Source organism: Cupriavidus sp. SZY C1 (genome assembly GCF_032190535.1).
Taxonomy (GTDB): domain Bacteria; phylum Pseudomonadota; class Gammaproteobacteria; order Burkholderiales; family Burkholderiaceae; genus Cupriavidus; species Cupriavidus pauculus_C.
In genome coordinates this window covers 65,692-89,473 of record NZ_JAUANU010000004.1, presented here as the reverse complement: position 1 = coordinate 89,473, position 23,782 = coordinate 65,692, and the positions used below count along the sequence as shown (strand labels likewise).

21 protein-coding genes are annotated in these 23,782 nt (G+C 69.5%); 5 read left to right on the top strand and 16 right to left on the bottom strand.

The annotated features are described in order from the left end of the window. Window positions 1–3 precede the first annotated feature (3 nt). Together QTN24_RS08695 and QTN24_RS08690 are read left to right on the top strand one after the other, a co-directional pair. The gene (locus tag QTN24_RS08695; RefSeq protein WP_124684123.1) at window positions 4–1,233 is read left to right on the top strand and encodes a metal-dependent hydrolase family protein; all 1,230 of its coding nucleotides are present in this window, start codon (window positions 4–6) and stop codon (window positions 1,231–1,233) included. Window positions 1,234–1,456: 223 nt separating this feature from the next. Further along, window positions 1,457–2,353 carry a LysR substrate-binding domain-containing protein gene (locus tag QTN24_RS08690; protein ID WP_124684122.1) on the top strand — a complete coding sequence of 299 codons (897 nt, stop codon included), beginning with the start codon at window positions 1,457–1,459 and terminating at the stop codon, window positions 2,351–2,353. Between the two features lie 21 nt (window positions 2,354–2,374). Here QTN24_RS08690 and QTN24_RS08685 read toward each other — a convergent pair whose 3' ends face one another. The 9 genes from QTN24_RS08685 to QTN24_RS08645 form a co-directional block, all read right to left on the bottom strand. Continuing rightward, window positions 2,375–3,121: a hypothetical protein gene (locus QTN24_RS08685; RefSeq protein ID WP_313836490.1), complete on the bottom strand. Its 747-nt coding sequence runs from the start codon at window positions 3,119–3,121 to the stop codon at window positions 2,375–2,377. Between the two features lie 228 nt (window positions 3,122–3,349). After that, window positions 3,350–4,177 (bottom strand): M55 family metallopeptidase, encoded by an 828-nt coding sequence (locus tag QTN24_RS08680; protein WP_313836488.1) that lies wholly within the window; start codon window positions 4,175–4,177, stop codon window positions 3,350–3,352. Beyond that, complete coding sequence (locus QTN24_RS08675) at window positions 4,174–5,205, bottom strand: P1 family peptidase (protein WP_313836487.1); 1,032 nt, start codon at window positions 5,203–5,205, stop codon at window positions 4,174–4,176. Before QTN24_RS08675 ends, QTN24_RS08680 begins: the two co-directional genes overlap by 4 nt. A 4-nt stretch (window positions 5,206–5,209) precedes the next feature. Then, on the bottom strand, window positions 5,210–6,112 hold the full coding sequence (gene gsiD, locus QTN24_RS08670) for a glutathione ABC transporter permease GsiD (protein ID WP_124684118.1): 903 nt from the start codon (window positions 6,110–6,112) through the stop codon (window positions 5,210–5,212). 10 nt (window positions 6,113–6,122) lie between these two features. Beyond that, complete coding sequence (gene gsiC / locus QTN24_RS08665; protein WP_124684117.1) at window positions 6,123–7,043, bottom strand: glutathione ABC transporter permease GsiC; 921 nt, start codon at window positions 7,041–7,043, stop codon at window positions 6,123–6,125. A 295-nt stretch (window positions 7,044–7,338) separates the two neighbouring features. Continuing rightward, window positions 7,339–8,889 carry a glutathione ABC transporter substrate-binding protein GsiB gene (gsiB, locus tag QTN24_RS08660; RefSeq protein WP_124684116.1) on the bottom strand — a complete coding sequence of 517 codons (1,551 nt, stop codon included), beginning with the start codon at window positions 8,887–8,889 and terminating at the stop codon, window positions 7,339–7,341. 81 nt (window positions 8,890–8,970) lie between these two features. Further along, entirely contained in the window at window positions 8,971–10,863 is a 1,893-nt protein-coding gene (locus QTN24_RS08655; protein WP_124684115.1) for a dipeptide ABC transporter ATP-binding protein, read from the bottom strand. Window position 10,864: 1 nt separating this feature from the next. Next, window positions 10,865–11,833 carry an isoaspartyl peptidase/L-asparaginase gene (locus tag QTN24_RS08650; protein ID WP_313836486.1) on the bottom strand — a complete coding sequence of 323 codons (969 nt, stop codon included), beginning with the start codon at window positions 11,831–11,833 and terminating at the stop codon, window positions 10,865–10,867. 26 nt (window positions 11,834–11,859) lie between these two features. Continuing rightward, window positions 11,860–12,762: a MurR/RpiR family transcriptional regulator gene (locus QTN24_RS08645; RefSeq protein ID WP_313836485.1), complete on the bottom strand. Its 903-nt coding sequence runs from the start codon at window positions 12,760–12,762 to the stop codon at window positions 11,860–11,862. A 288-nt stretch (window positions 12,763–13,050) separates the two neighbouring features. Between QTN24_RS08645 and QTN24_RS08640 the strand changes: the two genes are divergently transcribed. Beyond that, a complete protein-coding gene (locus tag QTN24_RS08640; protein WP_313836483.1) occupies window positions 13,051–14,976 on the top strand; it encodes an ATP-binding cassette domain-containing protein in 1,926 nt (641 codons plus the stop codon). Window positions 14,977–15,117: 141 nt separating this feature from the next. On the opposite strand, the gene QTN24_RS08635 is transcribed toward QTN24_RS08640, so the two are convergent. The 3 genes from QTN24_RS08635 to alr form a co-directional block, all read right to left on the bottom strand. After that, window positions 15,118–15,603, bottom strand: coding sequence for a disulfide bond formation protein B (locus tag QTN24_RS08635; protein ID WP_124684111.1), 486 nt, complete (start codon window positions 15,601–15,603; stop codon window positions 15,118–15,120). A gap of 123 nt (window positions 15,604–15,726) precedes the next feature. After that, window positions 15,727–17,094 carry a DNA repair protein RadA gene (radA, locus tag QTN24_RS08630; RefSeq protein WP_124684110.1) on the bottom strand — a complete coding sequence of 456 codons (1,368 nt, stop codon included), beginning with the start codon at window positions 17,092–17,094 and terminating at the stop codon, window positions 15,727–15,729. A 40-nt stretch (window positions 17,095–17,134) separates the two neighbouring features. Continuing rightward, window positions 17,135–18,256, bottom strand: a complete 1,122-nt coding sequence (gene alr / locus QTN24_RS08625) for an alanine racemase (protein ID WP_313836481.1) — start codon at window positions 18,254–18,256, stop codon at window positions 17,135–17,137. Between the two features lie 471 nt (window positions 18,257–18,727). Between alr and lplT the strand changes: the two genes are divergently transcribed. Next, complete coding sequence (gene lplT, locus QTN24_RS08620) at window positions 18,728–20,047, top strand: lysophospholipid transporter LplT (protein WP_124684108.1); 1,320 nt, start codon at window positions 18,728–18,730, stop codon at window positions 20,045–20,047. Window positions 20,048–20,064: 17 nt separating this feature from the next. Here the strand turns inward: lplT and QTN24_RS08615 are convergent, their stop codons facing one another. Genes QTN24_RS08615 through tsaB form a run of 4 tightly spaced genes read right to left on the bottom strand, consistent with a single transcriptional unit; the run spans window position 20,065 to window position 23,342 of the window. After that, window positions 20,065–21,156, bottom strand: a complete 1,092-nt coding sequence (locus QTN24_RS08615) for a DUF1853 family protein (protein WP_124684107.1) — start codon at window positions 21,154–21,156, stop codon at window positions 20,065–20,067. Further along, window positions 21,131–22,045 (bottom strand): uracil-DNA glycosylase, encoded by a 915-nt coding sequence (locus QTN24_RS08610; protein ID WP_313836479.1) that lies wholly within the window; start codon window positions 22,043–22,045, stop codon window positions 21,131–21,133. The genes QTN24_RS08615 and QTN24_RS08610 overlap by 26 nt, the downstream gene beginning before the upstream one ends. Next, window positions 22,042–22,587 (bottom strand): ribosomal protein S18-alanine N-acetyltransferase, encoded by a 546-nt coding sequence (gene rimI / locus QTN24_RS08605; RefSeq protein WP_313836477.1) that lies wholly within the window; start codon window positions 22,585–22,587, stop codon window positions 22,042–22,044. The genes QTN24_RS08610 and rimI overlap by 4 nt, the downstream gene beginning before the upstream one ends. Then, on the bottom strand, window positions 22,584–23,342 hold the full coding sequence (tsaB, locus tag QTN24_RS08600) for a tRNA (adenosine(37)-N6)-threonylcarbamoyltransferase complex dimerization subunit type 1 TsaB (RefSeq protein WP_124684104.1): 759 nt from the start codon (window positions 23,340–23,342) through the stop codon (window positions 22,584–22,586). The genes rimI and tsaB overlap by 4 nt, the downstream gene beginning before the upstream one ends. Window positions 23,343–23,509: 167 nt before the next feature. Here tsaB and QTN24_RS08595 point away from each other — a divergent pair, with 167 nt between their 5' ends. Continuing rightward, a complete protein-coding gene (locus tag QTN24_RS08595) occupies window positions 23,510–23,779 on the top strand; it encodes an acyl-CoA-binding protein (RefSeq protein WP_124684103.1) in 270 nt (89 codons plus the stop codon). Window positions 23,780–23,782: the final 3 nt, after the last annotated feature.

The following is a 23,782-nucleotide window of genomic DNA, read 5'->3' as shown; positions in this document are numbered from 1 at the left end:
CAGATGACCCAGATCCTGCTCCAGGGCGGCAACGTCCTAGACCCCGTGCGCGGCGCGCTGCTGCCGCGCCATGACGTGCTGATCGACGGCGACCGCATCGTCGACGTCAGCGCCACGCCGATCCACGCGCCGCAGGCCCGCACCATCGACGCGACCGGCAAGACCGTGATGCCGGGCCTGATCGACCTGCACGTGCACGTGCTGGCGTCGCTGGCCAACCTTGGCCTGAACGCGGTGCAGCCGAACGTGCTGGTGGCCTTCCGCGCCATGCCGATCATGCGCGGCATGCTGGAGCGCGGCTTCACCACCGTGCGTGACGCCGGCGGCGCCGACTGGGGCCTGTCCCAGGCCGTGGCCACGGGGCTGATTCCCGGGCCGCGCATCTTCCCGTCGGGCAAGGCGCTGTCCCAGACCGGCGGCCACGGCGACTTCCGGCCCCGTTCGGACACGCTGGAGCCGTGCTCGTGCGCGTTCCGCGCCGGCGCCATCGCCCGCGTGGTGGACGGCGTGGACGCCGTGCGGCTGGCCGTGCGCGAGGAGATCCAGAAAGGCGCCACGCAGATCAAGATCATGGCGTCTGGCGGCGTGGCGTCGCCGACCGACCCGATCGGCCACACCCAGTACAGCGAGGACGAGATCCGCGCCATCGTGGCCGAGGCCGAGGCCGCGCAGACCTACGTGATGGCCCACGCCTACACGGGCCGCGCCATCGCCCGCGCCGTGCGCTGCGGCGTGCGGACCATCGAGCACGGCAACCTCGTCGATGCAGAAGCCGCGCGCGTGATGCGCGAGCACGGCGCCTACGTGGTGCCCACGCTGATCACCTACGACGCGCTGGCCCGCGACGGCGCCCGCCTGGGCCTGCCGGCCGACTCGGTAGCCAAGATCGAGACCGTGCGCCAGGCCGGCCGCGACTCGCTGGCCATCTACGCCGAGGCCGGCGTGCCGATGGGCTTCGGCTCCGACCTGCTGGGCGAGATGCACCAGTACCAGTCCGAGGAATTCCTGATCCGCGCCGAACTGCTGGGCAACGCCGAAGCGCTGCGCTCCGCCACCTCGATCGCCGCCGAGATCCTGCAGCGCGAAGGCGAACTGGGCGTGATCCAGGCCGGCGCCATGGCCGACGTGCTGCTCGTCGACGGCAACCCGCTGACCGACATCGGCGTACTGGCCGGCCCCGACGCCCGCATCACGATGGTGATGCAGGCGGGGAAGGTTTACGGGGAGCGGTAAGCGAATTTCGCAGCCCGCCGGTTTGCTCCCCTCTCCCGCCTGCGGGAGAGGGGTCGGGGGTGAGGGCCAGCGGTTCTAACCGGGACAAGCCGCATCGGAACCGCCTTGCCCTCACCCCCAGCCCCTCTCCCACTTCGCGGGAGAGGGGAGCCAAAAACGTCGCCCCTCTGGCACACCCCTTGCGTCTATCATGGCACTACCGCTGCCACTGCCTGACGCCCCCATGCGCATCACCCCCCTGCCCCCGTTGCCCTGTCTTGTCGCGTTCGAATCGGCGATGCGGCACGGCAGTTTCACCAAGGCCGCGGCCGAGCTGCATCTGACGCAGAGCGCCATCAGCCGGCAGGTCGCGCAGCTCGAACGATTCCTTGGCAAGAAGCTGTTTATCCGCGAGCCGCGCGCGTTGCGGCTGACCGTGAGCGGCCAGCAATACGCCGAGCAGGTGCAGCGGCTGCTGGTGCGCTGTGCCGAAGCCACCGAGGACGTGATGAAGCGCAAGGGCCAGGTCGAGCTGACCGTGGCCTGTTCGTCGGGCGTGGCCGTGCTGTGGCTGACGCCGCGCCTGGCCGCGTTCCGCGCGCGGCATCCGGACTTCCACGTGCGGCTGCTGGTCAACGACAGCCTGGCGTCGCTGTCGGGTACCGATTTCGACGTCGGCATCTACTACCTGCGCGAGGGCGCGCCCAGCGGCATCGCCGCGCAGCGGCTCTATGACGAGGAAGTGTTCCCGGTCTGCGCGCCGTCGTACCTCAATGGCCGCACGCTGTCGGTGGCCGACCTGCCGCGCGAGTCGCTGCTGGTGCTGGAAGACGCCCAGCGCATCTGGATGTCGTGGCCGGCCTGGTTCGCGCGCAACGGCCTGCGCGAGACCCGTTTCGAGCGCGAGCTGGTGGCCAATACCTATCCGGTGCTGGTGCAGATGGCCATCGAGGGCCAGGGCATCGTGCTGGGATGGCGCTACATGATCGACCGGTGCCTGGCGGCCGGCCTGCTGGTGCGCGCGTGCGACGCCAGTGCGTCGCTGGGCGGCGGCTACTACGTGGCGTGGCCACGCGACCGCGCCGAGCCGGCGGCCGCGCGGGCGTTCCGGCAGTGGCTGATCGAGGAAAGCGGCACGTAGGACGGCGCGAGCGCCAGCGCCTCAGAACAGTTCGCCGGCGCCAGCGGCCGGCCAGGCCGAGCGGAACGCGTGGGGATGCATGACGATGCCGGCCGCCTCGATCTGCGCGGCGGACAGCACCAGGTGCCGCGCCAGCCAGTCGTGCAGGCTGCGCAGGAAGCGGATACGGTCCTCGCGGCTGGCGGCGGCAATCAGCCATTCCAGCTTCACGTGGGCCGTGTAGACATCGAGCAGGTTCAGCGCCTTGAGCTTGGGCGGCGTGGCCGGGCTGCGCTCGATTGCCAGCACGCGCTGCACCTGCGCCGGCGCCAGCGGCTGGCCGGCCACGATCTGCTGGTACAGGTCTTCCAGCGCCGGAAACCGCACCGTCGGCTGCACGCGCGGCACGCCAGCCACCTTCTCCATGCGCAGCACGACGTAGCGCGTGGCGGCGTTGCGGCGCTCCAGCGCCAGTTCGGCGGGCGTCGGCTTGCGGCGCGGCTGGCTGGCGAACGCGGCGTCGATGGCGGCATCGACCCGCTTGACCGCGTCGCGCTCGGTGTAGTCGGGCACCGTGTCCAGCTCGCCCGGCACGGCCAGCACGGCCCGGGCGCATGCGTCGCCGAACGGATACTCGTGGCCGTCAGGCCCGCGCAGGATCCACGCCTGCCCTTCCGGAAAGCCGTGATGGCGCCCGCCGCGGGCACTGCGCGCATGGCAGCGCGTAGCCGTCGGATCGACAAAATCCTTGCGAACAGGCATCCAGCGCCCGGGCGGCGGTACGGTCATGAGCGATACCAGTGGGAAAACGGACGCCATTGTCCCACTGATCGGCTGGCAGCCTGCAAGTCGCCGCTGTCGGGACTCCCCTCTCCCGCGCGCGGGAGAGGGGTTGGGGGTGAGGGTGTCGAGGCTCTGCTTGCCGACGTGTGGCAGTTTGCACCGCCCGCCCTCTCCCCCGGCCCCTCTCCCGCCGGGCGGGAGAGGGGAGCAAACCGCCACAGAACGCTGGGCGGGCTACTTCAGCATGAACGACATCGCCGAGCAGCAGTTCAGCATGCGGACGGCGGCCTGGACGGTGGGCGCGGTGAAGGTGAGCGTGACGCCGTCGACGCGCTCGAACGTTGGCCACTGGCAGAACAGGTCGGCGTGGGCCGTGGTCTGCGTCTGGAGGCGGCAGGTGACTGGGCCGGACAACTCGAAGCAGCGCGCCTCGGGCCGCGAGATGGCCTGCCGCGTGACCGCTTCGGCCGCGTGGGCGATGGCGTCGCGGGCGGCCTGGGGCGACAGCGACGTGCCGCTGCCCTGCCCGCCGGCCGTCTTGGTCTGCACGTAGCGCACCCACGGCATCAGCGGGCGGGTTTCGGCGACGAAGACGTCGTCGCCGCTGGCCATCAGCACGGGCACGTCGAACTCGCCGGCCAGCGCGGCGTAGATGCCGGCCTCGCCCAGTTCCAGCCCGTTGAACCAGACCCGCGCAAACGCGCCGCTGTTGATCGTATGCGCCAGCACGCCGCGGCTCTGGGCCCGGCCGTGGTAGCCGATCATGAACAGGCCGTCGCAGTCCTGCTCCACGCCGGCCACCATGCTCAGGTAGCGCGGCTTGCCCAGCACCAGCTGGGCGCGCGGGTCGATCTGGTCCGGCAGCAGGTTGCGGAAGCCGCCGTGCGAGTCGTTGACCAGCACCTCGGTGGCGCCGCCGGCAAAGGCGCCCTGCACGGCCGCGTTGGCCTCGCCGGTCATCCACGCGCGGGCGCGTTCGTATTCGCCGTTGCCGGCGCGCGTCTGCTCGGCGTGGAACACACCGGCCACGCCTTCGATATCGACGGAAATCAGGATCTTCATGCGGTAAAGCCTTGCAGCAGGTCTGGCAGCAGCTCGCGCAGCGCGCGGCGGGTATGGCCGTCACGGCCGTGGACGGTCTCGGCGTGCCACAGCGCGTGCACGATGGCCTGTTCGACGCTGTCGGCGGCCGCCCGGAACAACGGGTCGAGCGCCGATTCGTGGACCATCGGCACGGCCGGCATTGGCGCGCTGGCCAGGTGCGGAACGGTGTAGGCCGTGGAGAATGCCAGCGCGATGTCGCCCGAGCCGTGCCCGTAGACCGACCCGGTACGCGCCAGCCCGGTGCCCGCGCGCATCGACAGCCGGCGCAACTGGCGCGCGTCCAGCGGCGCGTCGGTGGCGACGATCAGGATGATCGAGCCCTTCTCGGGCTCGGGCGGCTGTTTCAGCCGGGCGTCGAGCGCGGCGCCAAGCGCACGGCCGGCCAGGATCAGCGAATCGGGCGAGCCGAAGTTCGACAGCACCAGCGCGCCGACCGTATACCCGCCAGCCACGCGCGACGCCGTGCCGATGCCGCCCTTGGCGCCGAACGACGACATGCCGCGCCCGGCCCCCACCGCGCCCTGCGGCACGTCCGGGCCGGCCGCCGCCAGCGCCGCGTCGTAGTGGGCGCCCTGCACCGCCATCGCCTGGATGTCGTTCAGGTAGCCGTCGTTGCACTCGAACACCAGCGGATTGACGGTCGGCCAGCCGCGGCCGATCTCGGGGTTGTCGGCAATCGCGGCGCGGATCTGGGCCTGCGCCAGCGCGCCAACCGCGAACGTGTTGCCCAGCGCGATGGGCGTCTCGATCACGCCGAGTTCGTCCACCTGCACCAGCCCGATGCTCTTGCCGAAGCCGTTGAACACGGTGGCGGCGGCCGGCACCTTGTCCACGTAGACGTTGCCCGGATGCGGCCGGATCACGGTCACGCCGGTCTGGCAGGCGCCGTCGGCCAGCGTGCAGTGGCCGACGGTCACGCCGGCCACGTCGGTGATGGCGTTGCGCGGGCCCGCCGGCAGCTTGCCGACGATGGGAGCGTTGGCCATGCGATCAGCGGCGGTCGATCTTCGGGTCCAGCGCGTCGCGCAGGCCGTCGCCGAGCAGGTTGAACGCCAGCACGGTCAGGAAGATCGCCAGGCTCGGGAAGATTGCCACGTGCGGCGCGGTGACCATGTCGGCGCGCGCCTGGCTCAGCATCGCGCCCCACTCGGGCGTGGGCGGCTGGGCGCCCAGGCCGATGAACGACAGGCCGGCGGCGGTGATGATCGACGTGCCGATCCGCATCGAGAAATAGACCACGATCGACGATACCGTGCCCGGCAGGATGTGCCGCATCAGGATGGTCCAGTCCGACGCGCCAATGCTGCGCGCGGCCTCCACGTAGGTCAGGCGCTTGAGCATCAGCGTGTTGCCGCGCACCAGCCGGGCAAACGCGGGCACGCTGAACACGGCCACGGCGCAGACCACGTTGAACATGCCGTTGCCCAGGATTGCCACGATGGCGATGGCCAGCAGGATGCCCGGGAACGCGAACAGCACGTCGCAGATGCGCGTGACGATGCGGTCCCACCAGCCTTCGTAGTAGCCGGCCAGCAGGCCCAGCAGCGTGCCGATGATGGCGCCGATGATCACGGAGAACACGCCGGCGGCCAGCGAGATGCGCGTGCCGGCCAGGATGCGGCTGAAGATGTCGCGGCCCAGCGAATCGACCCCCATCCAGTGGGCGGCCGACGGACCCGCGTTCAGCGCGTCGTAGTCGAAAAAGTTCTCGGGGTCGTACGGCACGATGTGCGGCGACAGGATGGCGATCACCACCAGCAGCAGCACGAACACACCGGCGGCCAGCGCCAGGTGCTGCTTGCGGAACTTGCGCCAGAACTCGGTCCAGGGCGTGCGGACGGCCTCGGGCGCGGCGGCCTGGGCGGCGGGGGCGGACGTGGAAAGCTCGGTCATGTCGGCCTCCTTACTTGTAGCGGATGGTGGGGTTGATCACGGTGTACAGCAGGTCCACCACCAGGTTGATCAGGATGAATTCGAGCGAGAACAGCAGCACCTCGGCCTGGATGACCGGGTAGTCGCGCATCTCCACGGCGTCCACCAGCAGCCGGCCCAGGCCGGGCCAGTTGAAGACCATCTCCACCAGGATCGACCCGCCCAGCAGGAAGCCGAACTGCAGGCCCATCATGGTGACCACGGGAATCATCGCGTTGCGCAGCGTGTGCTTGATGACCACCACGGTCTCGCGCACGCCCTTGGCGCGGGCGGTACGCACGAAATCCTCCTGCAGCACCTCGATGAACGACGCCCGCGTGAACCGCGCCATCACGGCGGCCACGGCGGCGCCCAGCGTCAGCGAGGGCAGGATGTAGTGCTTCCAGCTATCGGCGCCAATCGACGGCAGCCAGCCGAGCTGCACCGAGAAGATCTCCATCAGCAGCATGCCGAGCGCGAAGGCCGGGAACGAGATGCCCGAGACGGCCAGCGTCATGCCCAGGCGGTCCGGCCAGCGGTTGCGCCAGACGGCCGAGCTGATGCCGATGGCCATGCCGAAGACCACGGCCCAGACCATGGACGTCAGCGTCAGGTACAGCGTGGGCAGGAAGCGCTCGCCGATCTCGTCGGCCACCGGACGCTTGGTGCGCAGCGACGTGCCGAACTCCCCGCGCAGCGCGTTCGTGAAAAAGCGCACGAACTGCTCGTGCATCGGCTTGTCGAGCCCCAGGTCCTTGCGCACCAGCTCGACGGTCGCCTGATCGGCTTCCGGGCCCGCGGCCAGCCGCGCCGGATCGCCGGGCAGCAGGTGGACGAACAGAAACACCAACACTGCCACGATCAGCATTGTCGGTATGACGCCCAGAAATCGTTTGAGGAAGTAATTCAGCATCCTGACACCAGAAAACCAGAAATTGAGACCGAAGGCCGCCCGCCCTTTCACCCCGCCTACACGGGCAGGCGGCTTACGGCTTACCGCTTTATGAACAGCTTGTTATGCGTACTGCGTACCGCGACTGCTACCACTTCGTTTCAAGGCCACTGCCTTTGCTGCGCCCCTCCCCCGCCAGCGGGGGAAAGGTTGGGGGTGAGGGCCGGCTGCGCCAGCCGCGACAAGTCGCAAGCCGCATCGCCCGCCCGTCCCCCGGCCCCGCTTCCGCCAGGCGGCAGAGGGGAAAACCAACTGCTTACTGCTTGATGTCGATCTCGTCGAAGTTGAACGAGCCGTCGGGCATCACGTAGGCGCCGGTCAGGCGCTTGGCGCGGGCGTACAGGACCTTTTCGGTCACCAGGAAGGCCCACGGGGCGTCCTTCCAGATGCGTTCCTGGGCGTCCTTGTACAGGCGGGCCTTCTCGGCGCGGTCGGTGGTGCGCAAGGCGCCGGCGATGTCGGCGTCGACCTGGTCGTTCTTGTAGTACGCCGTGTTCAGCAGCTTCGGCGGCATCGATTCCGATGCCAGCAGCGGACGCAGCGCCCAGTCCGACTCACCGGTCGACGACGACCAGCCCACGTAGTACATGCGCACGCCGGCTTCCTCGGGCTTCTGCACCGATTCCACGCGCTCCACGCGCTGGCCGGCTTCCAGGGCCTGCACCTGGGCCTTGATGCCCACCTGCTGCAGTTGCTGCTGCACGAACTGGATGAGCTTCTGGGCCGTCGTGTGGTTGTAGGCCGACCACAGCGTGGTCTCGAAGCCGTTCGGGTAGCCGGCTTCCTTCAGCAGCTCGCGCGCCTTGGCCGGGTTGTACGGCCACGGGCCCAGCTTCTCGGCGTAGTCCACGCCCGGCGGCACCACGCCTTCGGCCGGCACGGCATGGCCGGCAAACGCCACCTTGACCAGCGCTTCCTTGTTGATCGCGTAGTTGATGGCCTGGCGCACCTTCGGGTCGTTGAACGGCTTGACCATCGTGTTCAGCGACAGGTAGCGCTGGATGATCGACGGCGCGTCCACCAGGTCCACCTTCGGGCTGGCCTTCAGCACGGCGGCCTGCTCGAACGGGATGCTGAACGCGAAGTCAGCCTCGCCGGTCTGCATCACGGCCGAGCGGGTGTTGTTGTCCACCACCGGCTTCCAGGTGATCGTGTCGATCTTCGGGTAGCCGGTCTTCCAGTAGCCGGCAAACTTCTTGCCCTTCAGGTAGTCGGTCTGCTTCCACTCGACGAATTCGAAGGGGCCCGTGCCCACCGGGTGGAAGGCGATTTCCTTGCCGTACTTCTTGAGCGCCGTGGGGCTGATCATCACGGCCGACGGGTGGGCCAGCACGTTGATGAACGGCGAGAACTGTTCCTTGAGCGTGACGCGGGCGGTGTACGGGTCCACCACCTCGGTCTTGGCCACGCGGTTGAACAGCGTGTAGCGCTTGAGCTTGTTGGCCGGATCGGTCACGCGGTCCAGGTTGGCCTTGACGGCGGTGGCATCGAACGTGGTGCCGTCGTGGAACTTGATGTTCTTCTTGAGCTTGAACGTGTAGACCAGGCCGTCCTTGCTGACGTCGTAGCTCTCGGCCAGCACGTTCACCAGCTTCATGTCCTTGTCGAAGCCGAACAGGCCCTGGTAGAACGACTTGGTGGCGGCCTGCGACAGCGTGTCGTTGGCGTCATACGGGTCCAGCGTGGTGAACGTGGAATACACGGCCATCACCGCATCCTTGGCGGCAAACGCCGGCGCGGCGGCCAGCAGGCCCATGGCGCCAACCGTGGCGGCACCGGCCATCAGCCGGAACGTGTTCTTGGACATCTCTTCTCCTCTTTCGGGATAGCGAAAACGCAAAAGCAACTACGGGACTACAGGACTTTGGGACTACGGGTTCCGGGCCGGTCAGTACGCGCCGCCCACCGCGTGGCGGGCCACGAAGTGGCCTTGCGCGCCGCTGCCGGCCACGGCCACCAGCGGCTGCACCACCGGCTCGTCGCCGACCGCGCGGATCGGGCTCGGGATTTCGTCGTTCAGCGGCTCGCGCTTCAGATGGCGGCGGGCCGGGTCGGCAATCGGCACCGCCGACATCAGCTTCTTCGTGTACGGGTGCTGCGGGTTCTCGAAGATGGCGCGGCGCGGGCCGATCTCGACGATCTGGCCCAGGTACATCACCGCCACGCGGTGGCTCACGCGCTCCACCACGGCCATGTCGTGCGAGATGAACAGGAAGGCCACGCCCAGCTCGCGCTGCAGGTCCAGCATCAGGTTGACGATCTGGGCCTGGATCGACACGTCCAGCGCGGACACCGACTCGTCGGCCACCACCACCTTCGGGTTCAGCGCCAGCGCCCGCGCAATGCAGATGCGCTGCCGCTGGCCGCCCGAGAACTCGTGCGGATAGCGCGACGCATGCGCGGCCGTCAAACCCACCTTCTCCAGCAGCCACGCCACGCGGGCCTCGGCTTCCTTGCCGCTGGCCACCTTGTGCACCAGCAGCGGCTCCATGATCGAGTAGCCCACCGGCACGCGCGGGTCCAGCGACGCAAACGGGTCCTGGAAGATGAACTGGATGTTCCGGCGCAGCGCCTGCAGCGCCGGGCCCTGCATCTTGCTGATGTTCTGGCCGGCGAACTCGATGGTGCCGCTCTGCGCGTCCACCAGCCGCAGCAGCGAGCGGCCCGTGGTGGACTTGCCGCAGCCCGATTCGCCCACCAGCGCCAGCGTCTCGCCCGGGTACAGGTCGAAGCTGACCTGCTCCACGGCGTGCACGCGGCGCGTGACCTTGCCGAACAGCCCGCCCGGCACGTCGAAGCGCGTCACCAGGTCGCGCACGCGCAGGATCGGCGCGGCGCCGGCCGGCACGGTGTCCTGCGGCAGTTCCGCCACGGCGGCCGCGCCGTCGGTCATCTGCACCAGCGGGAAGCGCGCGGGCAGGTCCGTGCCCGCCATGGCGCCCAGCTTGGGCACCGCCGACAGCAGCGCGCGCGTGTACGGGTGCGCCGGGGCGTGGAACACGTCGTCCGACGTGCCCTCTTCCACCTTCTCGCCGCGGTACATCACCAGCACGCGGTCGGCCACCTCGGCCACCACGCCCATGTCGTGCGTGATGAAGACCACGCCCATGTCCATCTCGGCCTGCAGGTTGCGGATGAGCTGCAGGATTTCGGCCTGGATCGTCACGTCCAGCGCCGTGGTGGGCTCGTCGGCGATCAGCAGCGCCGGCTTGCACGACAGCGCCATGGCGATCATCACGCGCTGGCGCATGCCGCCCGAGAGCTGGTGCGGATAGCGGTCCAGCACGCGGCGCGCCTCGGGAATGCGAACCAGTTCCAGCATGCGCAGCGCCTCGGCGCGCGCGGCCGCGTTGCTCTTGCCCTGGTGCAGGCGGATCGACTCGGCAATCTGCTCGCCTACCGGGAACACCGGGTTCAGCGACGTCATCGGCTCCTGGAAGATCATCGCCACGTCGGCGCCGCGCACGGTGCGCAGCGTGGACTCGGGCGCCCGGGCCAGGTCCAGCACCTCGCCGGCCCGCCGGCGCAGCAGCATGCTGCCCTGGGCGATCTTGCCGCCGCCGTGCTCGACCAGCCGCATCAGCGCCAGCGACGTCACAGACTTGCCCGATCCCGATTCGCCCACCACGGCCAGCGTCTCGCCCCGGTCGACGTGGAACGACAGGTTGCGCACGGCCTCCACGGTCCGCTCGGACGTGGCAAAGCGCACGGTCAGGTTGTCGACGGCCACCACCCGCTCGGGCGGCAGCACAATGCCTTGCTTGGAAACAGTATTCGCCATATCAGCCGTAGATCCAGACGTTGACCGGCTCGCCCACGCGGGCCACGCCGCGGTACATGCCTTCGGTGTTGAACGGCAGCGTCACGTTGCCGGCGCGGTCCACCGCGATCAGGCCGCCGCGCCCCTGGATGGCCGGCAGCTTTTCCATGACCACGCGCCGCGCCGATTCCTCCAGCGACAGCCCGGCGTAGCGCATCTGCGCCGAGACATCGAACGCCGCGGCGGTGCGGATGAACATCTCGCCGGTGCCCGTGGCGGACACGGCCGCCATGTCGTCGGCGTAGCAGCCGGCGCCCAGCAGCGGCGTATCGCCCACCCGGCCCACCTGCTTGTTCGTGACGCCGCCCGTGGACGTGGCCGCGGCCAGGTTGCCCTGCGCATCGCAGGCCACCGCGCCCACCGTGCCGAACTTCTTGTCGGCGTCCAGCGGATCGGCCTGGGCCGCCCTGGCCGCCAGCGCGGCGGCGTCGTGGTCCAGCAGCGCCATGCCGGCCGTGCCGCGCGCGCGCTGCCACTGGTCGTAGCGGGCCTGTGTGAAGAAGTATTCCGGTGCCACCAGTTCCAGGCCTTGCGCTTCGGCAAATGCCTCGGCACCTTCGCCCGCGAACAACACGTGTTCGCTCCGCTCCAGCACGGCGCGCGCGGCCAGCACCGGGTTGCGCAGCCGCTTGACGCAGGCCACGGCGCCGGCGGCCAGCGTGCGGCCGTCCATGACCGAGGCGTCCAGTTCGTAGGTGCCGGCGTGCGTCAGCACGGCGCCACGGCCGGCGTTGAACAGCGGGCACTCTTCGAGCAGGCGCACCGCTTCGGTGACGGCATCGAGGGCGCTGCCGCCGTCGGCCAGCACGCGCTGGCCGCCCAGCAGCACCTGTTCCAGCGCGGCGGTGTAGTCGCGTTCGCGCTGGGCGTCCATGGCCGCACGGGTAATCGTGCCGGCGCCGCCGTGGATGGCGATAACAGCTTGAGGCATAGGTCCTTCTACTTCCCTTCTTTGCTTCAGTCGGAGGATTTCGGTGCGGCGCGGTCGTCGCGCGCACCGGGCGCGCCATACAGCCACGGCAGCAGGAATTCGGTCATTTCGGCGGCGGCCTTGACGGCCCGCACCGAGCGGTACGACACGGCCCCGCACAGCGCCTCGATCAGTGCCAGCACGGTGGCCTCGGAATTGGCCGACAGCCGGTTGCCGGCGTTGGCGTAGAGCGCGATGTCGGCCAGCGGCGCCAGCGGCGACGTGGGGCCGTCGGTCAGCGCCAGCAGCCGGCCGCCGTGCATCTTCACGCGCTGCGCCAGCTTGATCGAGTCGGTGACGTAGCGCGGAAACGCGATGCAGACCACCAGATCGCGCGGCGTGAGCTTGAACAGTTGCCGCGCCGCGTGCGACGCGCCGCCCACCGTCGATACCGACGTCACCATGCGGCAGTGCATCTCCAGCCCGTGCTGCATCAGCCCGGCCAGGTAGCCGCTGGCGCCAAAGCCCATCACATAGACGCGCTCGGCCTGCAGGATCGCGTCGACGGCGCGCTCGATGGACTCGGGGTCCAGGCTGCGCCGCGTCGATTCGAGGTTGCGGGCGCCGTCTTCCAGCGAGGCCGCGAACACGTCGGCCACGGTCGACGGCCGGGCCAGTTCGTCGCGCAGGCGCTCCACCGGCGCCAGCGTGGCCTCGAAGCCGCGCACCAGCTCGGCCCGGAACTGCGGATAGCCGTCGAAGCCCAGCGCCTTGGCAAAGCGGTTGGCGGTGGCCACGGACACTTCCACGGCCGCCGCGAACTCGTCGATCCGCATCGTGGCCGCGCGAAACAGGTTGTCCAGCACATAGTTCGCCATGCGCTGGTGCGCGGGCGTCAGTGTGGGCAGCGCGCGGGCGATGCGTTCGGAAATCGTCTGGCCGTTGGACATGGCAGGAGCGTGGCGGTGGGAAATGGGCAGGCGGCGCACCATTTCGGCGCCGATTGCGGGTCACGCGGGCAATCGGCAATGAAAAGGCACTTTCGCAGTGCAGCAACCAATGTAAATAAATTTACACGCAAATGCTGTGCCCGCGCGACCGAATGTGACGGTCTAGGGGAAATCCCTCAATACATGGAGGCGGACATGCAAGCTCGCTGAAAGCCGCCGCGCGCGGCACGGGCCGGGCGGCCCGCCACGGCGCTACAATGCCGGCCTGCCGAAACCACGGTGAGTCTTGTGATACGAATCGACCAGCTTGTCCTCCAGCGCGGCACCAAGGTGCTGTTCGACCACACCAGCGTGACGCTCAACCCGGGCGAGCGCGTGGGCCTTGTCGGCGCCAACGGGAGCGGCAAGTCCACGCTGTTTTCCATGCTGCGCGGCGAACTGCATGCCGATGGCGGCGATGTGATTGTTCCTGCCCAGTGGCGCATCGCGCACGTGGCGCAGGAAACCCCGGCCGTGGACCGCACGGCCGTGGACTATGTCATCGACGGCGACACGCGGCTGCGCGCCATCGAATCTCGCATTGCCGGCGCGCAGGCCAGCGGCGACGGCTCGGCCGAGGCCGAGGCGCACGCCGCCTACGCCGATGCCGACGGCTACACGGCCGCCGCCCGCGCCGAGGCGCTGCTGCTGGGGCTGGGCTTCACGCTGCCGCAGGTGTCGCAGCCGGTGGCGTCGTTCTCGGGCGGCTGGCGCATGCGGCTGAACCTGGCCCAGGCGCTGATGTGCCCGTCCGACCTGCTGCTGCTCGACGAACCGACCAACCACCTGGACCTCGACGCCATCGTCTGGCTGGAAGACTGGCTGGCCCGCTACCCGGGCACGCTGGTGATGATCTCGCACGACCGCGAGTTCCTGGACGCGATCTGCACGGTCACGGTCCACATCGAGAATCAGCAGCTCAAGCGCTACGGCGGCAACTACACCCAGTTCGAGACCATGCGGCTGCAGCAGATGGCCCAGCAGCAGGCCGCCTACACGCGCCAGCAGAAGGAAATCGCGCATCTGGAATCGTTCATCACGCGCTTCAAGGCCAAGGCCACCAAGGCGCGGCAGGCGCAGAGCCGGGTCAAGGCGCTGGAAAAGATGGAGCGGCTGGCGCCCGTGCACGTGGCGGCCGGCTTCGCGTTCGAATTCCGCGAGCCCGATTCGGCGCCCAATCCGATGATGGTGCTGGACAACGTGGACTGCGGCTACGCCGAGGCCGACCCGCCCGTCACCATCCTGCACCGGCTCATGCTGTCGATCCAGAACGGCCAGCGCATCGGCCTGCTGGGCGCCAACGGCCAGGGCAAGTCGACGCTGGTCAAGACGCTGGCCGGCACGCAGCCGCCGCTGAACGGCACGCTGCGGCTGGGCAAGGGGCTGGTCATCGGCTACTTTGCCCAGCACCAGCTCGAAACGCTGCGCGACCACGATTCGCCGCTGCAGCACCTGGCCCGGCTGGCCCCGGACGTGCGCGAGCAGGAACTGCGCGACTTCCTGGGCAGCTTCAACTTCCGGGGCGACATGGCCACGTCGCCCATCGAACCGTTCTCGGGCGGCGAAAAGGCCCGGCTGGCGCTGTCGCTGATCGTCTGGCAGAAGCCGAACCTGCTGCTGCTGGACGAGCCGACCAACCACCTGGACCTGGACACCCGCGAGGCGCTGACCATGGCGCTGGCCCAGTTCGAAGGCACGCTGATCCTGGTCTCGCACGACCGCCACCTGCTGCGCGCCACGTCGGACCAGTTCATGCTGGTGGCCGACGGCACGATCCAGCCGTTCGACGGCGACCTGGACGACTACCGCGACTGGCTGCTGCAGCAGGCCGCCGCCAAGCGCAACGCCGCCGTGGCCAGCCACGCGGCCGACGCCGGCGCGCCCGCCGTCAACCGCCGCGACCAGCGCCGCGCCGAAGCCGACGAACGCCAGCGGCTGTCCGCGCTGCGCAAGCCGCTGACCAAGGAACTGGAAAAGGTGGAAAAGCGCATGTCGACGCTGCAGGCCGACAAGGCCGCCATTGACGCCTTCATGGCCGAATCCTCAAGCTACGAGGACGCCAACAAGGCCAGGCTGATGGAAATGCTCAAGCGCCAGGCCGACGTCACCGGCGAACTGGACCAGCTGGAGGAACGCTGGCTGGCACTGCAGGAACAGATCGAGCAGATTGCTTGATGGGTGCTTGAGGTTTTTGAGGGGCGGCGGGGGGTGTGGCTCCCCTCTCCCGCCGTGCGGGAGAGGGGTTGGGGGAGAGGGCGTTGAGGTTCAAATTGCGACTTGTCGCCGGTGGAACCGCCTGCCCTCACCGCCGGCTCCCTACCGAAAATTCTTCTCCCGCCGGATCAGGCCCACTGCCAGCGTCAGCGTCAGGATGACCAGCCAGATCAGCGACCAGGCCGGGATCGACAGGCCGAACAGCGGCGGCAGCGGCGCGGTGCAGAGGCCGTCGGAATAGAACAACTGCGGCAGCAGCTTGGCCGTGGGCAGCGCGTTGACCCAGTTCTCCAGCGGGTCGATGCCGCACGACGACTTCGGGTTCAACAGCAGCGACACGTGGTAGCCGGCCACCGCAATCCCGGCCACGCCCGACAGCATGCCCAGCCCCTGCCACAGCGTGCGCGTGTTCTGCGCGATGGCCGCCAGCAGCGAGAACACGCCGATGCCGACGAACGCGAACCGCTGCATGATGCAGAGCGGACACGGCTGGTAGCCTTCCACGAACTGCATGTACAGCGCGGCGCCCAGCAGGGCGAACGAGACGATGGCGATCAGCAGGAAATAGGGTCGGGAATTGGCTTGCATGGGAACGGATGCGTCGAATGCCAGGAACGGCGTCGACGCGAATTATTACCGATTTTGATGACCCACAGCCGGCCCGCCGCGTAATTGGGCGGCCGGGCCGCTGTGGTCGATTGACGCACCCGCTCAGTCCAGTTGCCGCACGCGGTCGATGGCCTGCTCCAGGCGGTCCACGGCAATCACTTCCAGCCCGTCGATGGCCTGCTTGGGAGCGTTGGCCTTCGGAATCACGGCCGTCGTGAAACCGAGCTTGGCCGCCTCGCGCAGCCGCTCCTGCCCGCGCGGGCTGGGCCGGATCTCGCCGGCCAGCCCCACCTCGCCGAACACCACCAGCCCGCGCGGCAGCGGCTTGTTGCGCATCGACGAATGGATCGACAGCAGCACGGCCAGATCGGCCGCCGGTTCGCTGATCTTGACCCCGCCCACCGCGTTCAGAAACACGTCCTGGTCGAAGCACGCGATGCCCGCGTGCCGGTGCAGCACCGCCAGCAGCATCGCCAGCCGGTTCTGCTCCAGCCCCACGGCCAGCCGGCGCGGGTTCGGCACGTTGGCCGTGTCCACCAGCGCCTGCACCTCCACCAGCAGCGGCCGCGTGCCCTCCTGCGTCACCAGCACGCACGAGCCGGCCACCTGCTCGGCATGCTGCGACAGGAACAACGCCGACGGATTGCTGATGCCGCGCAGCCCGCGCTCGGTCATCGCAAAAACGCCAAGCTCGTTGACCGCGCCAAAACGGTTCTTGAACGCGCGGATCAGCCGGTGCGACGAATGGGTGTCGCCCTCGAAATACAGCACCGTATCGACGATATGTTCGAGCACGCGCGGCCCGGCCAGGCTGCCTTCCTTGGTCACGTGGCCGACGAGGATGATGGTCGTGCCGCTGCTCTTGGCAATGCGCGTCAGTTGCGCCGCGCATTCGCGCACCTGGGCCACCGAGCCCGGCGCCGACGTCAGCGCGTCCGAGTACAGCGTCTGGATCGAGTCGATCACGGCCACCTCGGGCTTGTCCGCCTCCAGCGCGGCCTGGATCTTCTCCAGCTGGATCTCGGCCAGCAGGCCCAGCGAGGCCGCCTCCACGCCCAGCCGGTGGGCGCGCAGCGCGATCTGGGCGCCCGATTCCTCGCCGCTCACGTACAGCACGCGCCGGCTGGCGGACAGGTTGGCCAGCGTCTGCAACAGCAGCGTGGACTTGCCGATGCCGGGGTCGCCGCCAATCAGCACCACCCCGCCGGACACCAGCCCGCCGCCCAGCACGCGGTCGAACTCGTCGATGCCCGTGGTGAAGCGCGGCACGTCGGCCGCTTCGATATCGCTCAGCTTGCGGACCACGGCCGACGCCGCCAGCGGCTGGAAGCGCCGCGCGGCCGACGAGCCCGAGTCGGCCACGGTTTCGACAAGTGTGTTCCAGGCGTTGCATTGCGGGCACTGGCCCGCCCAGCGCGGCGCGGTGCCGCCGCATTCGGTACAGGTGTAGACGGTCTTGGTCTTGGCCATCGGCGAGAAAGTGGAGGTCGGGGTCGGACGGCGGCCGGGCTCAGGCGCCGTGGACGGCGGCGCTGTCGGCGGTGGTCAGCGTGGCAACGGTCGTCGGCACGCGCGGCGCCAGCGCGCACATCAGCTCGTAGCCCACCGTGCCGCTGGCCGCGGCCACGTCGTCGATCGGCAGCCCATGGCCCCAGAGCGTGACCGGCGTGCCGACGCGGGCCTTCGGGCACGGGCTCAGGTCCACGCAGAGCATGTCCATCGACACGCGGCCCACCAGTTCGGTACGCACGCCGTCCACCAGCACCGGCGCGCGCCGCTCGCCCCAGCCCGCCGCGTGGCGCGGGTAGCCGTCGGCATAGCCGCAGGCCACCACGCCAATCCGCATCGGGCGGTCGGCCGTATACATCGACCCGTAGCCGACCGTATCGCCGGGCTGCAGGTCCTGCACGCCGATCAGTTCGCTATGCAGCGACATGGCCGGCTGGAGGCCCGTCTCGGCGATGTCGGCCGACAGCCCGGTAGGCGAGCCGCCGTACAGGATCACGCCCGGCCGCACCCAGTTGCGGTGCGCGGACGGGTGCCAGAGCACGGCCGCCGAGTTCGACAGGCTGGCCTCGCCCGGCAGGTTGGCCGTGGCGGCCTCGAATGCCTGGATCTGGTGCGCGATGCCGCGCGGGCTGTCGGCATCGGAAAAATGCGTCATGTGGACGATGCTCCCCACGCACGACAGCGTGCGCGCCCGCTCCCAGGCCGCCCGGTACTGCGCCGGGCGGAAGCCCAGCCGGTTCATCCCGGTATTGAGCTTGAGCTGGATGGGCAGCGGGCCCTTGGGCCGGGCCAGCTCCAGCATGCGAAGCTGTTCCTCGCAATGAATGGCCGTGGTGAGGCGATATTGTTCGATCAGGGGAACATCCTGCGGCTGGAAGAATCCCTCCAGGAGCAGTATCGGCCCCTGCCAGCCCAGTTCGCGCAGCAGCACGGCCTCGTCAAGGTCCAGCAGCCCGAAGCCGTCGGTGGCTTTCAGGCCGGCAAACGCCCGGCGGATGCCGTGGCCGTAGGCGTTGGCCTTGACCACGGCCCAGACGCGGGCGTCCGGCGCGTGGCGGCGGACCACCTCAAGGTTGTTGGCCAGCGCGGGCTGGTGGATGACGGCGTGAATGGGTCTTGGCATGGGAATGACAACTTGGGTGGGCTGCCGCACGCTGGTGCGCGGTCCGGGTTCGGGTAGACCCGGTCGGCAGCCCGCTGGATTCGGGCGTTGAGGTGGCACACACTGTGCATCGGAAGGCATCTGGCATGGCTGGCCGGTGCGGACGCTGGGGCCCACCTCGCGCAGGCGGTATTTGACCACATTCACGAGCCGGGTCCGGGAATCCATCCGGGCATGTACTGTCCAATGCGCGTCCGCCGGTGTGCTGAAATGTCGCGGATTCGTGATATAAAGCCGGACGCTCCGGCCATGTTTTAAAAGAGAAGCAATATGTCAATGACGGTAAGGCAAGCCGCAAGGCGCGCGAAGGTAGCGTCGCCGCCCCACTTTGACAAGGCAGGCGCGACAGGTTCCCTGCAAGCCACCGCGCTGCCCGCCGGTGCACTTTTGCCCGTCCAAACGGATGCCCGCGATGGAGACAAAGTCCAAGGTATGAAGAAGGGTTTCTACACGATCATGGCCGCGCAGTTTTTCTCGTCGCTGGCCGACAATGCCCTGCTCATCGCGGCCATTGCCCTTCTGACCGAGTTGCATTCCCCGCAGTGGATGACTCCGCTGCTCAAGCTGTTCTTCGTGCTGTCCTACGTGGTGCTGGCCGCCTTCGTGGGCGCCTTTGCCGACTCGATGCCCAAGGGCAAGGTGATGCTGATCACCAACGCGATCAAGATCGTCGGCTGCGCCATCATGATGTTCGGGCTGCACCCGCTGCTGGCCTACGGCGTGGTCGGGTTCGGCGCGGCGGCCTATTCGCCGGCCAAGTACGGCATCCTGACCGAGCTGCTGCCGCCCGAGAAGCTGGTCATGGCCAACGGCTGGATCGAGGGCCTGACGGTCGGGTCGATCATCCTGGGCACCGTGGTGGGCGGCGCGCTGATATCGGTGCACCTGTCGACCATCCTGCTGCGGCTGGACCTGCCCTACGTCGACACCGGCATCAACACCCCGGCCGAGGCGGCCATGGTGGTGATCATGCTGTTCTACTTCGTCGCCGCCGTCTTCAACCTGTTCATCCCGGACACGGGCGCGCGCTATCCCCAGCAGGAAAAGAACCCGGTCAAGCTGATTGCCGAATTCGGCGACTGCTTCATCGCGCTGTGGCGTGACAAGCTCGGCCAGATCTCGCTGGCCGTGACCACGCTGTTCTGGGGCGTGGGCGCCACGCTGCAGTTCATCGTGCTCAAGTGGGCCGAGAAGTCGCTGGGGCTGAACCTGTCGCAGGGCGCGCTGCTCCAGGCCGTGGTGGCCGTGGGCGTGGCCGTGGGCGCCATCATGGCCGCCGCGCGCATCCCGCTGCGCCGCTCGCTGTCGGTGCTGCCGTTCGGCGTGGCCATGGGCGCCACCGTGGTGCTGATGGCGTTCTACACCAAGGACACCATGCCGGACGTGACGCTGGACGTGTTCGGCATGGCCATGCCGCTGTACATGGCCATCGCGTACGTGTTCCTGATGATCGTGGGCGCCATGTCGGGCTATTTCGTGGTGCCGATGAACGCGCTGCTGCAGCACCGGGGCCACGTGCTGCTGTCGGCCGGCCACTCCATCGCGGTGCAGAATTTCAACGAAAACGTGTCGGTGCTGCTGATGCTGTGCCTGTACGCGCTGCTGATCAAGCTGAACGTGCCGATCGGCTTCGTGATCGTCGCGCTGGGCCTGTTCATCGTGGCGACGATGGCGCTGGTCATGCGGCTGCACAAGCACAATGTCCGGGTGTACAACTCGCTGGCGATGATCGGCGAGGACAAGCACCACTAGGCCCGCCAGCCCTCCCCTTACGGCGCGGCGGCCCGCTGCGCCGCCCTGGCCTCCCACCCGTCCGGCACCACGAACCCGCGCGACCGCTCGCGCCAGGTGCCGGGCGCGCCCTCCGCTTCCACCAGTTCGCAGACCATGACCGGCGCCTCGCGGCGCCAGGCGTGGACGGCATCCGAGAACCGCTCGGCCAGCCCGTCGCGCAGTGCCTCGGCCGATTCGGTGCCGGCGGCCGGCACGCGGGCGCCCGACAGCCAGTCGGTGCGCGACAGCCGGCACCACCGCACGTCCTGCCGCGCCGGCTCGGTTGCCCAGCCGTGCCAGCTATCGAGCGTGCGCCACCACCCGTTCAGGTGATCGGGCGCGATGCCCAGCGCATCGAGACCGGCCGGCATCGCCCCATCGCGATAGAACAGCCAGCCCAGCAGGTAGACCTCGCTGCGGTCCACGGGCCGCCCGACCACGGCCTGCGCCTCGGCGGTGCGGCCCAGCGGCAACTGGCGCCGGACGATATGGTCGAGCTTGTCGCCCAGCCGGTCCACGAGGTTCGGGCCGACGAACGCACGGTCGCTGGCGTGGCCCCCGACGTGCAGGTAGAACTTGGCGGCCATCTCCCAGTGCACGGTCGCCTCGGCGGCCGGATCGCGCCAGAGCACGTCGAGTTCGCCCAGCGTCTGCACGCCGTGGCCGTTGGCGCGGCGGATCGGCACGTTGGCGGCCAGCAGATCGACGCCCGGCGCGTGTTGCAGCGCGAAGTGCAGCAGCCGCTCGGCATGGCGGCCCAGCCGCAGGCTGCGGCTGCCGGTGGGGTCGGGATGCTGGCTCAGTTCGGCGATGGTCTCGGGCAGGCCCGCGGCATCGGCCTGCGCCAGCCACGTGCGCCAGGCGGCGCGGGCACCGGCCGGCCACTGCGCCAGCCGGGCCGGCGCATCGCCATAGACGGCGGGAAGATGGGAAAGCAGCGCGGGCGACAGCGAGCACCACGCCAGGTCGCGCGTGCGCTGCGACGGCGCGCCGCACCAGAGCGGCAGCGGCGCGTCCACCCCGGACGGCGCGCAGCCGCCCGGCAGGTTCAGTTGCGCGAGATCAGGCTTCAGCTCCCGCACGGTCATGTACCTCGCGGGCCAGGCACAGGTCCTCCCAGGCGCGCGCCTTGTCGGTCAGCGTGCGCAACAGGTAGGCCGGGTGGTAGGTCACCACGACGGGAATGCCTTCGTACTGGTGCACCGTGCCGCGCAGCTTGCCGATCGGCGTGGTCGCGCGCAGCAGCGACTGCGCGGCGAACCGGCCCAGCACGACAATCACCTTCGGCTGGATCAGCGCGATCTGGCGCCGCAGGTACGGCTCGCAGGCCGCCACCTCGTCCGGCTCCGGATTGCGGTTGCCGGGCGGCCGGCACTTGAGCACGTTGGCGATGTAGACGTTCTGCCCGCGCGCCAGGCCCAGCGCGCCAAGCATGTTGTCGAGCAGCTTGCCGGCCTGGCCGACGAACGGCTCGCCCTGCAGGTCCTCGTTCTCGCCGGGCGCCTCGCCCACGAGCATCCAGTCGGCCTGTGTGTCGCCCACGCCGAACACGGTCTGCGTGCGCGATTCGCACAGCCCGCAGGCGGTGCAGCCGGCCACGCTGTCGGCCAGGTCCGGCCACGCCATGGCGGCGATGGCCGTCGCGCGGCCCGAAGGGTCCGGCAGGCGCGACACGGGCGCGGCGGCGCGCGGCGCAGGCGGCGGGGACGGCGGCGGGACGTCGAACGCCTCGACGGTCTCGGCCAGTTCCAGCGCGGCGTCGGCCGGATCGATGACGGGGTCGGCGCGCGAGATGGCCGGCGCTTCGGTCAGAGCTTCGGCGCGAACCTCGGCCGGCGCCTCCGCCACGGCCGACTCCGCCGGCTCCGCGGCCAGCGGCACGCCGGAATCTTCGCCCACCTCATCGCCCGCCGGCTGGCGCGGCACCCACTCGGCGGGAATGCCCAGCACTTCCAGGAACATCGCGCGGCGGTTCATGTGGCGGCTCCCGCGCCATCGGCCGTCCACACGCGGCGCAGCACCAGCGCGTCCTCGCGCCCGAGCGCCGTGGCCGGGTAGTAGCCCTTGCGGCGTCCGATCTCGACAAACCCGGCCTCCAGGTACAGCGCCAGCGCGCCCAGGTTCGACGGCCGCACTTCCAGCAGCATGGTCCGCAGCTGGTGCGCGTGCGACGTGGCCAGCGCAATGGCCAGCAGCAGCCGGCCGTAGCCCTGCCGCTGGTAGGTCGGGTCGATCGTGATGTTGAGCAGGTGCATCTCGTCGACCACCGGCATCAGCATCGCGTAGCCAATCAGCGCCCGCGACGGGTCGCGCATCGTCAGGCCGAAATGGCCGGCCTTCAGAGAATTCTCAAAGTTGCCGCGCGTCCACGGATGGCTGTAGGCGCGCTGCTCGATCGCGGCGACTTCGGCCAAATCTCGCGCGCTCATGTGGTCGAGCGCCCAGCCCGGCGCCAGCGCCGGCATCACCGGCACCAGTGGCCAGTCGGGCCGTTCGGCGGGCAGCAGCGCGGCGCTCATGCGGCACCTCCGGCCAGCGCGGCGGCCTTGGCCGCGGCAACGGCTTCGCGCTCGGCGATGGTCTGGGCGACCTTGTCGCGCACGTAGATCGGCATGGCGTCGGCGGCGTCGATGGTCTCGCCGCGCGCCAGCGCCCGCAGGCCGATGGCGACCATCGCGCGGGCATCGGGCATGGCGTCCGGCACGGTGCGGGCCGCGCCGGCGGCCACGGCCAGCCGCTCGCCGAACACCGTGGCGGCGTTGCCGGCCAGCCAGTAATCGCCGTCCGGGGCGGCCACCGCCTCGGGCGCGCCCACGTGCATGGCACCGGCCATCGACCATTCCCCGGCGGCGGCGTCCCAGCGGAACGCGGCGGCGTAGGCTTCATCCATGCGGGCGTCCAGCGCCACCAGCACGGCGGCGCCGGCGGGCAGCGGCGGCGTGCCGGTGCGTACACTTTCGGCACAAGCCATCAGGACGTTGACGGGGATGACGGGCAGGTCGGCGCCAAAGGCCAGGCCCTGGGCCACGCCGCAGGCGGTGCGCAGGCCCGTGAACGATCCGGGGCCGGCGCCGAAGGCGATGGCGGCGCAGTCGGCCAGGCGGATGCCGGCTTCGGCCAGCACCTCGCCCACGGCGGGCAGCACGCGCGACGACGACCGCGCGCCGGTGTGCTCATGACGGGAGAAACACTCGATGGCGCCGTCGGGGGCGGCGCGCCCGAGTGCGACGGAACACCACTCTGTGGAGGTTTCGACAGCAAGAATCCAGGACATGGCAGCGATTGTATCCGCTGCCGGGGCAAAGCAGTATTGGCGCCGGCACGCGGCGCGCACCGCGCCGCGCGGCCCGACCGAAGGCTTCCTCGATTTTTTTGCCGCCGAACGGACGGCGCGGGCGCTTATCATCGGCCCTTGTCATTGCCATCCCACCCGGAGACCCCATGAGCGACCTGCAGGCCCAATTCGACCAGGCCCAAATCGACGTCAAGACGCTGGCCGAGCGCCCCAACAACATGACGCTGCTGCGCCTGTACGCGCTCTACAAGCAGGGTGCCGAGGGCGACGCGCACGGCGACAAGCCCGGCATGACCGATTTCGTCGGCCGCTACAAGTTCGAGGCCTGGGAGGCGCTCAAGGGCACCAGTCAGGACGACGCCAAGCAGAAGTACGTGGAACTGGTGGCCGACCTGCTGGCCGGCCGCGCCAGCTGATCC